Annotated in this window: 11 protein-coding genes; all 11 read right to left on the bottom strand. The window is 30.2% G+C overall.

The window, feature by feature from the left end; translation table 11 throughout:
* Positions 1-10: 10 nt before the first annotated feature.
* Entirely contained in the window at positions 11-1,225 is a 1,215-nt protein-coding gene (locus AC6I5C_RS02645; protein WP_497903818.1) for a WcaI family glycosyltransferase, read from the bottom strand.
* A 17-nt stretch (positions 1,226-1,242) separates the two neighbouring features.
* Positions 1,243-2,337 carry a glycosyltransferase family 4 protein gene (locus AC6I5C_RS02640; RefSeq protein ID WP_497903817.1) on the bottom strand — a complete coding sequence of 365 codons (1,095 nt, stop codon included), beginning with the start codon at positions 2,335-2,337 and terminating at the stop codon, positions 1,243-1,245.
* 10 nt (positions 2,338-2,347) lie between these two features.
* Positions 2,348-3,424 (bottom strand): glycosyltransferase family 4 protein, encoded by a 1,077-nt coding sequence (locus AC6I5C_RS02635; protein ID WP_497903816.1) that lies wholly within the window; start codon positions 3,422-3,424, stop codon positions 2,348-2,350.
* Positions 3,424-4,638: an O-antigen ligase family protein gene (locus AC6I5C_RS02630; protein ID WP_497903815.1), complete on the bottom strand. Its 1,215-nt coding sequence runs from the start codon at positions 4,636-4,638 to the stop codon at positions 3,424-3,426. Before AC6I5C_RS02630 ends, AC6I5C_RS02635 begins: the two co-directional genes overlap by 1 nt.
* On the bottom strand, positions 4,635-5,942 hold the full coding sequence (locus AC6I5C_RS02625; protein ID WP_497903814.1) for an O-antigen polymerase: 1,308 nt from the start codon (positions 5,940-5,942) through the stop codon (positions 4,635-4,637). The genes AC6I5C_RS02630 and AC6I5C_RS02625 overlap by 4 nt, the downstream gene beginning before the upstream one ends.
* Before the next feature lie 3 nt (positions 5,943-5,945).
* On the bottom strand, positions 5,946-7,226 hold the full coding sequence (locus AC6I5C_RS02620; protein WP_497903813.1) for an oligosaccharide flippase family protein: 1,281 nt from the start codon (positions 7,224-7,226) through the stop codon (positions 5,946-5,948).
* A complete protein-coding gene (locus AC6I5C_RS02615) occupies positions 7,213-8,265 on the bottom strand; it encodes an acyltransferase family protein (RefSeq protein WP_497903812.1) in 1,053 nt (350 codons plus the stop codon). Before AC6I5C_RS02615 ends, AC6I5C_RS02620 begins: the two co-directional genes overlap by 14 nt.
* 15 nt (positions 8,266-8,280) lie before the next feature.
* Positions 8,281-8,937 (bottom strand): phage head spike fiber domain-containing protein, encoded by a 657-nt coding sequence (locus tag AC6I5C_RS02610; protein WP_497903811.1) that lies wholly within the window; start codon positions 8,935-8,937, stop codon positions 8,281-8,283.
* 391 nt (positions 8,938-9,328) lie between these two features.
* Positions 9,329-10,585 (bottom strand): sulfate adenylyltransferase subunit CysN, encoded by a 1,257-nt coding sequence (cysN, locus tag AC6I5C_RS02605; protein ID WP_497903810.1) that lies wholly within the window; start codon positions 10,583-10,585, stop codon positions 9,329-9,331.
* A 56-nt stretch (positions 10,586-10,641) separates the two neighbouring features.
* Complete coding sequence (gene cysD, locus AC6I5C_RS02600) at positions 10,642-11,547, bottom strand: sulfate adenylyltransferase subunit CysD (protein ID WP_497903809.1); 906 nt, start codon at positions 11,545-11,547, stop codon at positions 10,642-10,644.
* Positions 11,540-12,142 (bottom strand): adenylyl-sulfate kinase, encoded by a 603-nt coding sequence (gene cysC, locus AC6I5C_RS02595; RefSeq protein WP_497903808.1) that lies wholly within the window; start codon positions 12,140-12,142, stop codon positions 11,540-11,542. The genes cysD and cysC overlap by 8 nt, the downstream gene beginning before the upstream one ends.
* Position 12,143 lies beyond the last annotated feature (1 nt).

Genomic DNA, 12,143 nt, shown 5'->3' with positions numbered 1-12,143 from the left:
AAAGCAACAGTTAAAATTCATTAAGCTTCTTGATAAACATATCTAACACTTTATTCTTAGAATATTTCTCCAAAACATATTTCTTCGCCCCCATCCCTAAATTTGAACAAAGTACTTTATCTTCTTTAAGTATCTTTATTTGATCTATTATTTCGTTAACAGAATTCCCACTAAAATAAAAACCTCCTTCTGAGTCCTTAAAAACTTTAGCTACTTCACTTGCCATATTCCCTGTTACAATAGACGGTTTCTCGCTTGCCATCATACCTAATATTTTTGAAGGCATTACCGTATCAATAACATTTGCTTTTTGAAATAAAACATGTAAATCTGCACTTTTAAGCAATTGAGGCAATTCTTTATACGGAACTAAATTAAAATGTTTCACAAAATTATAATGTTTCACTTCCTCCAGCAATTTAGCCTTCTCGGCACCTTCACCAACCACTATTACTTCAATATTTTCAACCTTCTTTAATTCTGCTAAAATTCTTAAAAATAAATCCCAATCTTGCTTTGCTCCAATATTTCCTGAATATAAAATTTTAAAACAATCTGATTTTAAATATTTATGTGTTCCTATATTATTGTGACTAAACACCTCTACATCAATCCAATTAGTCAAATAATATACGCTAGTATCGGTTTTTTCTTTCAACCTATTAATCATACCATAACTAATTGTTGAAACAACATCAGCTTTATCTAACACGAATCTTTCAATTCTTTGTAAAATCTTAATTACTTTTCTTTTATTGTCATCTAACAAACCTGAATCTATTGCTGCATCAAACTCAAAATCCTGTACATGAACGAGATGTTTACAATTATATCGCTTCTTTAAAAACCAACCTAACAAACCAGAGGTTGTAAATGGAATAATTGAAATGACTATATCTGGTTTACTAATTCTAAATAAATTAATAAAATTTCCATAAGTGAAACTTAACAAATGAATTATTCTTTTTACAAAAGTTGGATCTTTAGGCACATATTGTTTACTCCTATAAACTTTTACCCCGTTTATGGTTTCTCTTACTAAATAATTTTTTAATTTATAATCGTCTCTTATCTCCCATTGTGGATAATAAGGAAAACCTGTGATGACCGACACTTCAAACCCGTTCGCTCCAAGGTACTCTGCCTTTTGAGTGGTATATAAACCTATTGCACTATCTTCTGGATAATAATTTATACCTATTATTAATACTTTTTTTTTTCTCACCTATTATTTGTCGAAATTTATTTATTGAAGATATCCATAAGTTTCCTAAGGAAAACTTCTTCTCTTCCAACTGATTTAATAAAATTGTAATTTTTAATTGCCATCTCTCTTATTGCTTCCTCATCAGAAAAACAGCTTAACACCTTATTATAAATATCATCAGAAGATTTTTTATCAATATAAACCAAACTCGTTTCTGTATAAATATCATCAAGGGAACTATGTTTCGTTGTGAAAATAATATTTCCGCTAGCCATATTTTCTAGAATAGATATTGGCAATCCTTCTGTTAAATATGAAGGAAAAACAAAAACATTACCCCATTTTAAGAGTTCTCTTTTCCGGTCTCCTTTAACCACTCCCAAATATTCTACATTTAATAACTTTATTTCTTTTTCAATTTGTTCTTTAATAGTATCATCAATATTACCAGCCAATTTAGCCTCAAAAGGAATCTTATTCTTTAGCATCAAATTAAATGTTTCTAACAAATAAAATATACCCTTTTGTGTCATTAAATTGCTTAAATAAACAATCTTAATTTTATCGTATTTTTTAATTTTAACTTCATTTTCGGTCAATATAAACTTATCTTCGACAAAATTGAATAAAACTTCTATTTTATCTTTTGGTAAAAAATAAGATAAATTTCTAACCAAAGACTTGGATAAAACCACCCCTCGATCTGCTTTGGAAATAACAAAAGTCAATATTGACTTCTTAACTTTGTTACTTTTTAAATAAGTGTTAACTAAGGTATCACTATGTATATGTAAAACTACCTTTTTTCTTAAACACCAACCCGCTAAGATAAATGATGCATATTTAATTATTCCTAAAAAAGTATGTCCTGGAGTAATATAAATAACGTCAACATTCCAAACCTTATAGGATAAAAAATAAAACTTCAAAAAGTAAAAAATCTTTTTAATTGAAAGAGTACCAACGTTCTCATCAAACTTATCAAATGAGGTATTTATATACTTTACATTGAATTGATTTTTATCTAGTCCTTCTAAAATTAAATCATTACAAATTGAGACTCCGGTTATAGGCTTGTCTAATGGACCTACTATTAAAACATTTACTTTAGTTTTATTTCTGATTATCATTAAATGAATATTATATTTTCTTTGGATTCAAACTTACAAAAGCTTCAGCCATGACTTCGATGGAATAATTTTCTTTACAAAAATCTAAGATTTGTTCTCTTTGCTTCAACCAATAACCTCTATTATTATAAAAATCCAATATCTTATCTGCTAATGAATCGACATTATCAGTTTCAAAATATACAGAATTACTACCCTCTTTAACAGCCTCTATTTCAGGCGAATGTTTTTCAAACTTAGAAACAATCATTGGAACCCCAAAACCAAAGCTTTGAGTAACAGACAAACCAATATATCCGGGCGAAACACTGAGTAAACTAGTATCATATAGAGATTTTAATTTTTCGTACGATCCTATATGTCCTTTAACTAAAACTCTTCCTTCCAAATTATTATCATTAATAAAATTTAACAAGTTTTGCTTCTCTTCTCCTTCGCCTACAATTATAAGCTTTGCTTCTGTTGGTAAAAAACCTAATACTTTATTAAATGCCTTAACCAAAAAAAGCGGCTTTTTAGATTCGGTTAAGCGCCCAACATAAATGATATTTTGTATTAAATCGTTATCACTATTATTAACCATCTCTTTTTTATAAAACACAGCATTCGGAGCGCAAGTTATATTTTTATGAGGCATTTTTATCTGAAGTTCCCTTTTTTGACTAACGGTATAAACCAAAATTTGAGATCCCAATTGCCGCATGCCTCCTCTTATTACATCGGTCAAACTCTTTTCTCCATTTTTAGGCCAAGCATGCCCCCACAATACCGTTTTCTTTCCTAAAAGGTTTCGTAGAATTAAAATAATCCAATTAGAAATTATTCTAGGATTTAACTCTAACACTACTACTCGTGCTTTTAGAATATCCCTCCACATCCCTGTTTGGAAAAGCCCCTTTCTCTTAAACAAATAAATATTCTTTACTTTATTTAAAAAATTAATTGAATTATCTGTTTTAACAGTAGATTCAAAATAATCGGCACCTCCGTACAACGCAAAATCTTCACCGTATTTCTCGTTTAAAAATGCGAATAATTTTTTCCTATAATCTGGGATACATGTTTGTAAAATAATTAGATCTTTCATCAGGAAATTTTATATGCTTTATTGTTCCTAAAAAAATGAATAAAAAAAACAAACAGTATTAACCCTGATTGTCTGACTAAAATATTCTCTGTCAAAAAATTAAGACAATAAAACAGAATTATCACCTTAAACAATTCATCATTAGAATTATGTGCGTATCGAAAATTTGCAGCCAGGAACCCTATAAAAACAACTAAACCTAAAAAACCAAGTTTAACACAAAAATCCAAATATTGATTATGGCTATTATATTGGTTATTTAATAAAAGTTGACTTTTATAACTGTAACATTCATTCAACGCATCTTGAGCATCCCCAATACCAACACCAAGAATTGGATTATGTTTAAAAACATTTATAGCACATTCATAGATATTAACACGAAAAGAATTTGAATAACTTGAATTTACCGAGGCATATGTATCCAATTTAATCATTTCATTTACTCTTCTGTTAAATACAAATAATACTAAAGCACCAATAAACAGCATACATAAATACATTAGCCCCTTCTTAAACCTTCCCCTCAAAAAAAATGTATGTACAAAATACAGAATCAATAAAATAATTAAGCTAAAAATCACTGCCTTACTAGATAACATTAATAACAAAATTGTATTAATAAATATTCCTATTAGTAAGAAGAATCCTTTTTTAGTTTTATAAGAAACAGAATAGAGTTGAAATAAATAAAAAGTAAATATTAATGAATTCCCAAGATAAATTGAAGCATAAATTGGGTGTTGCCCAATCAAAGGTACATTCTCAACAACCATTCTAAATTTATCGGAATAAAAATCTTTATTATAAATTAAATTATTATCACTAATAATAAAAAACAAAACATAGCAAGCAAAAATCGTTGAAGAAAGGACAAATAAAAATAAAAACTTCTTACGTAACTGAGATGTGATTGCTATTTGAGGTCTTAATACAAAAAAAACAAGAGGCACAATAAAAAAAGTAAGCCCTGTTTCTAATTTTTTAAAACCATATGAGAAGTTCGTTGTATATAAAAGCGAAAATACATATAGTAAAAAAGTTGAAGAGTTAATTAAAAACCATTTCCAATTGACTTTCGTTTTCTCAATTAAAAAAAATGAACCCAGAACTAGTAATATTACAGGTAAACCTTTTAATGAATTAGGAATAAGTGGGAATAACGCAAACAATAAAAATAACTCATTCGAAAGATGTTTTTTAATATTTATCATTTGTTGGGATAATAGAACTTAAATTTATATTTTTTGAAAACATTAAAAAAAAGCAAAACTAAAACCAAGAAGACAAAAACTAAAATATCATCCGAAAATGGCATTCTAAAAAATAAAATACCGAAAATAAATCCAACAATATTTACTATTGAATTAAAATTTCGCAAGCTCTTAGTTAAAAATCCTTCGGTAAACCATATTACTATTGGAAGTAAAATTATGCCTAGTAATGAAAAATTCATATTCATTTCACCAATTAGTGTAGTGACCAATGAATTCCCTCCAAATGTATTAGCTGCAATTGTAGTAATACTTTCAGGTTTATTTGGCCAAACGGATCTAGGCACATAAAAAAACAATGGCTTTAAATAGGTTGCTCCATACAGAATAGTATCGTATCTATTAAATAAATCATATATAACATTTACATTTATGGATTCAGAAATACCAATAAAAAACAATTTAGGATTTGGTGGTTCCAAAAGCATGGCTCGATCTAAAGATTTTAAGAAAATCTCAAAGGTTGGAAAACCACTTTCAAAAAGAGGCCCTCTAATATGTCTAAAAATTGAAGCAAAATATCCTAACACAAAAGCTAATGGAAAGACAAAAGGCAGTGCTATAAAAGATTTCTTTGGATATTTTTTTAAAAACATAAACCCAATAAGTATGGCTGTACAAAATAAGTATATTCTATTTCCAGAAAACATCATATCTAAAACTGTAAACATAACAGTCAAAAATAAAAACTTACGAAACTTCCAATCATTCTTAAGCCACTTGTAAAACAAGGAGGAAATTATTAAAATCCTCACGGAACTTGTTATAAAAGAAATCAAAACGGCGAAAGCACCAGTAGATTCAAAATAATTATGTCTGTTTCTATACCAATTTCCTCCTTCCAATAAACCTGAGCCAATAAAAACAATTAGCATCCCAATAAAATAAACTATTAAATAACTTTTAATACTTGGCTTAAATTCATTATTCACTTCTAGATTGGAATACCTTGATGGAAAACATAAGTAAATAATAATTGAAAATATATATGCAATTAATAATAATGAACTGCTAATATTATCCTTCAAGACAACATCTCTTAAACTAGTGTAATGAAAATCTGTTTTTGAAAGTTCCAAAGTACCAGTAATAATCATTACCCAAACGGGTATAAAAATAAAAAACAAAACCCCGAATGATATGCCTACTTTAAATGTGACTCCCTTTTTAAACAAAATATAGAACATTATCAATAAAATTGACAAAAACTCAACAATAAAGAGAGTTGAAATTAGATGTACCATACTTTAAGGCTTAATTATTTCCATTTCACTACTAATCTTTTTAAAATAAAAACTTCCAATTAAAACTAATAATAACTCGGTAATGGTTACAATTATAGCTACGCCATAAATACTAAAAAATTGTACGAAAACTAAATTCATAATAATACTAAATAAACCACCAAAAATCAAAATATTCATCCTAACCTTATACCGCTTTACAGCTGGAAAATATAGAACATTATAAAGCATATTTAACCCTGAAAACAATGAAATGAAGCATAACACTCTAAACACAATTGAATAACTAGTAATAATTGGATCTTTATAAACTAATGCCAATATATTTTCAGCAAAACATAAAATAAATATTGTTATAACCATACCTAATAAAAAAACAAAAGGTTTGATTTTGCATATTATCATTTTAACTTTCTCATTGTTTTGCCTAGAAACCCAAGGATACAATGCCTGATAAAGTGGCACATAAATATTCTTAATCGCTAATATTAGTTTCTCAATACTAGAATATACTCCAGCTAAAGCATTTCCAGAAAACAAGCCTAAAATAAAAACGTTACTCGCAGTATATAAACTTATAGCCAAATTTGAGACAAACAAACTAAAGCTATCAAAAAATAACTGCTTGATTAGTCCAAATGTAGGTAACTTAAAGGTGAAAAATTTAAAGCTAAAAATAAGACCAAAAAAACCCGAAACTATAAATCCCAAAGAATTATAAATAGGTACCTTAAAATAATCTTGTTCATTATCTATAAAGAAAAATACTAATCCTGTAAATATTATTTTAGCAAAAACATTTACATACGTAACTACTTTCATTTTTTCTATTCCTTGAAAAAACCATACAGGAAAACATGCTTGACCTATAACCACACCAAAACTTAAAATATAAATATTAGAATCTATACTAAACCTAGTAAAACTACTTATTAAAAGTAAAAGCCCCCCAAAAGAAATGACTACCAAACAAAACTTAATAAGCATTATAGCAATAAAAATTTCTCCAACTTTTTGCTTTTGATTCCTCGCTATAGATATTTCTCTTGTTCCGCTGATATTAAACCCAAAGTCAACAAAAACATTTAAAAATGACACTAAAGACTGGGCAAACATAATAAGTCCAAATTTTTCAGCCCCCAAAATTCTAACTAAAAAAGGAAGGATTAAAAGAGGTAATATATAATTGGCTCCTTGAAGAAGGAATAAAGACACAAAATTTTGGGTAATTATTTTCTTTTCCTTTTGTTCTAAAAATCCCCGTACTTGTTTAATTATACTCATTCAATACTTTCATTGATTTTGTTTTAGCTATATGTTTAATCATTTTGTTATAGAAAAATATAACTCCAAAAATCACAAAATATATTAGAAACAAGTATTCTATTTTCGTATACACATCTTTCACATTAAGATTAGCCGTCAATATATAAGGCACAATTGCTAAAAAGAAAGGATGAATTAAAAAAATACTTAAACTATTCTTCCCACACCATATTAAAAAATCTTTAAAAATGACTGAATACTTTTCTATCAGAAAAGAAAATTTATACAAAATTATAAATGCAAGTACCGATATCGAAATAAAGACAGAAAAATTATTAAATTTATAAGTAGACATATCTATTCTCCCATTCCATAAAATAAGAGGAATCGTTATAATAATTAAAATTAAAGCATCAAAAAAACTAAATTTATCTGTTACTTTTTTTTTGTAAAAATAATTCCCGAAGATTAAAAATAAATAAGCTAAAATAGCCTGAGGCCACATCCAGTAATAAAATTTTTCAGGTAAGTTTAAAAAAAAGTACAATAAAAAATTAATTATAAATACAAAAAACAAATACTGTGCAGTTATCTTAATTTTTAATTTAACATGTAAAACATACCAAAAAATTCTTGCAACAAATAGAGCAACTAAAAACCATAAACCTGTACCTACTATATCTACCCTAGTTGCCAAACCAACTGCTTTTACAAACTTAAATAATTGATTTTCAATATCATATTTAACTGGATACAATTCCATGCTCCTAAAGAAAGTTGGCAACTGTACCAAAATCGCCCCTATAAAGACGTAAAAAAAACTGGCAATCAAAAATGGTTTTAGTAATCGATTAAAATTTTTTTTAACATCAAATCTATCATTTAAAAAGAATCCACTTATAATAAAAAATAAAGGCATGTGGAAGGAATAAATAAACACATTCAACAGCTTTAAATCCTTGATAGGCAAAAACATTCCACTATGTCCAATCATAACAAGAAGGATACCAATTCCTTTTACAATATTGACGTTTAAATTCTCAAACTTTCTACTCATATTTTTTTAAAAATTTTATTTGGTATAAGAAATCTCTTCTAACTTTAAACTTGAAGGTATAATATAAGCATTACACAAATCTGTTGTAGGAGCTTCCCATGTAATTGTTTTACCTAAACCAGAAGTGGGTCCTAAAATAATTTTAATTGTATCCGAATAAACGATTCCCTTAAAACTACATTTATACCATCCATTGCTCAAATCTTCTATATGTGCTGATTCCTTAATAAAATCACCTACTTCCTCCACACTACCTTTAACCTCACCATTTTTCAGATCAAACACAACATCTATTCTATTCGGATACTCCCCTACGATTCTTAACCCAAATAAATCTCCTATAGTCGCCTTTTTAACAATTACACTCACTAGATATTCGTTCCCATAAGTAACTGCTATATCGCTTAAAGTAGCGTATGCTGTTTCAGTTGAAGATATTCTAGAAATCAAAAACACGTCATCTCCATTATAGTCTAAATTTTCATTAACCGCTTCCAACTTTACTCTATCTAACGACCAAATAGAGTGATGTTGAAGATTTATTTTATTAAAATTTTCCGCTTTCTGAGTGCTATTGTTCTCTTTTGTTGATACCTCATTTTTATTTACTTCCTTCTTACAACCTATAACCGAAATAAAAAATAACAAAAAAAGTAATCTATATATTTTCATACTAAAACCAACTTAATTATTCATTATAATCAACCAAATTTATTTTCCTACCTCTACGTAATATTACTTCACTACATTATTGATATACCACTTTACCCAAACTTTACTCCAACCTAATCACAACCTAAAACCTTACAAAAACAAACACTTAACGGGCACTCTACTTAATAGAAAAACACTCTATTTTTCACACCTTGAATATTCATAATTATTTTCTAATGTAAAATCCAGAACTAAACATAGAATTTACTAGTATAAAACAATCTATTTGAAAATTATTTAGGTCTGCAAAACTACCATTTTTAACAGCAAATCCATTAAAAACATACTTTAATCATATGCTATTAATGGATTTCAAATAAATACTTCTATCCAGCAACAAGAAAATGCACTACACCACCATCCCGGCAGCCACAGTTTCATTAGTAGCATCATCCACTAAAATGATACTCCCTGTAGCTCTATTTTCACGGTAAGAATCAACCATTAAAGGTTTTGTAGTACGTATTTTAACTTTAGAAATGTCGTTCATATTTAGCTCCTTGTCCTCTTCATTTCTTGCCAAGCTATTAATATCTATTTTATAGACAATTTCCTTGATCATCGCCTTTTGGTCATTTGAGGTATGTTTAATCGTGTATTTCGCCCTTGGTTTGGCTGCACTATTGTTTAACCAACAAAGCATCACCTCGATGTCCTGAGAAGCCTCTGGCATGTTATTGGAACGCACAATCATATCACCTCTACTAATATCAATATCATCTTCCAAAGTCATAGAAATAGACATTGGGGCAAATGCTTCCTCAACCAAACCGTCAAATGTATCCAAAGTTTTGATTTTAGAAGTAAATCCAGAAGGCATCACCGTAACCTCATCACCAGCTCTAAAAACACCACTGGCAACACGTCCCGCATAACCACGATAATCCCTATTGTCATCGTCACTTTGAGGTCGTAAAACAGTCTGTACCGGGAAGCGGGCATCCACTTTATTTACATCACTACTGATGTGCAAGGTTTCCAAGGTATGTAACAAAGGGGCTCCTTGGTACCAATCCATATTCTCAGATCTATTCACAACATTATCTCCTAAAAGCGCAGAAATTGGAATAAAACGAACATCCTTCACCAACATTTTAGAAGAGAAATCTTCAAACTGCTCGATAACTTTATTGTAGGCTTCTTCTGAGTAACCAACCAAATCCATTTTATTGATACAAACAATCACGTGTGGAATCTGTAAAAGCGATGCGATGAATGAATGACGTCTTGTCTGTTCGATAACTCCATGTCTGGCATCCACCAAAATAATGGCCGCATTGGCAGTAGAAGCTCCCGTAACCATATTTCGGGTATATTGAATATGTCCTGGGGTGTCTGCTATAATAAACTTACGCTTTGGAGTTGTAAAATATCTATAAGCTACATCAATGGTAATACCTTGTTCGCGTTCGTCTCGTAACCCATCTGTAAAAAGTGCCAAATCAACACCTTCGTGTCCCTTCTTCTTACTAGTGTTCTCAATAGCTTCCAACTGATCTTCAAAAATGGATTTTGAATCATACAATAGACGCCCTATCAAGGTACTTTTTCCATCATCTACACTTCCAGCGGTTGTAAAACGTAATAATTGATTGCTGTCTAACATCTTTTATTATTTCTTTATATGAAATGCCGAATTACCTTCAACATTTACTTTAGTTTTTAAAAATATCCCTGGCGTTTACGGTCTTCCATTGCTGTTTCGGAACGCTTATCGTCACTGCGATTACCTCGTTCAGTTTGGCGCATCGCCGAAACTTCCAAAGCAATTTTTTCCAACGTATCCGCATCACTTTCAATACCTCCCGTAATGGTAATATCTCCTAAAGTTCTAAAACGGATTTTCTTGGTTACAATTTCTTCGTGTTCTTCAACAATCAAAAATTCAGAATTAGGAATCCAAGAATTATTACGCCAAATCACCTCTCTTTCATGAGCATAGTACAATGACGGAATCTCAATATTTTCTCGCTTGATGTAATTCCAAACATCCATTTCAGTCCAGTTACTGATTGGGAACGCTCTAAAATGTTCTCCTTCAAAATACTTTCCGTTGAAAATGTTCCAAAGCTCCGGGCGTTGGTTTTTAGGATCCCATTGTCCAAAATCATCTCTATGTGAAAAGAATCGCTCCTTAGCTCTTGCCTTTTCTTCATCACGACGTCCACCTCCAATAGCACAGTCTACTTTGTGTTCTTCTATGGCATCCAACAAAGTGGTTATTTGAAGTGCATTTCTAGTAGCATTTTTACCACGTTCTTCTGCAACGCGTCCTTGGTCAATAGATTCCTGCACTGATCCTACAATCAGGTTTACACCCAATTCTTTTATTAAATCGTCACGGAATTTTATGGTTTCAGGAAAGTTGTGTCCTGTATCAACGTGCATTAAAGAAAATGGCACCTTACACGGGTAAAATGCCTTTCGTGCCAAATGGGTTACCACTATGGAATCCTTTCCTCCAGAAAATAAAATTACTGGGTTCTGAAATTGTGCCCAAACTTCACGTAGCACAAAAATGGCTTCACTTTCTAATTCGTCCAGATAATTTAAATAGTACTTACCCATTGTTGAGTTGTAATTTAGGTGTTATGAAATCGACAATCCGTTGGGCTGCTGCTTCAGCGGATTCGTTTTCTGTTAATATTTCAATGTCGGGATTCTCGGGGGTCTCATAGGGAGCAGAAATACCGGTCATATTTTTGATTTCGCCAGCCCTTGCCTTTTTATAGAGTCCCTTAACATCGCGGCGTTCACATTCTTCTACGCTCGTATTGATAAAAATCTCAACAAAGTTAACATCTTTAAGGATTCTTTTGATGTTTTCCCTATCTTTTTTGTAGGGTGATACAAAGGCCGCCAAAACCACCAAACCAGCATCTACCATTAAATTGGCTGCCTCGGCTATACGACGGATATTTTCGGTTCGATCTTCAGGTGAAAAAGTAAGGTCATTATTCAATCCCTTTCTTATATTATCACCATCAAGTGTATAGGTTTTAATGCCATTTTTAAACAATCGCTGTTCAACCACATTAGCTATCGTAGATTTCCCAGAACCTGACAATCCCGTAAACCATAGTAAAAATGAATTATGGTTATTGGCATTTCTTCTATCTTCTATAGAAATCTGATAATCATGAGGAATGATATTCTCTTTCATA

It is taken from the genome of Mangrovimonas sp. sgz306409 (assembly GCF_059735265.1).
The sequence above is the reverse complement of the archived record's forward strand: the minus strand, read 5'-3'. Positions and strand labels throughout refer to the sequence as shown.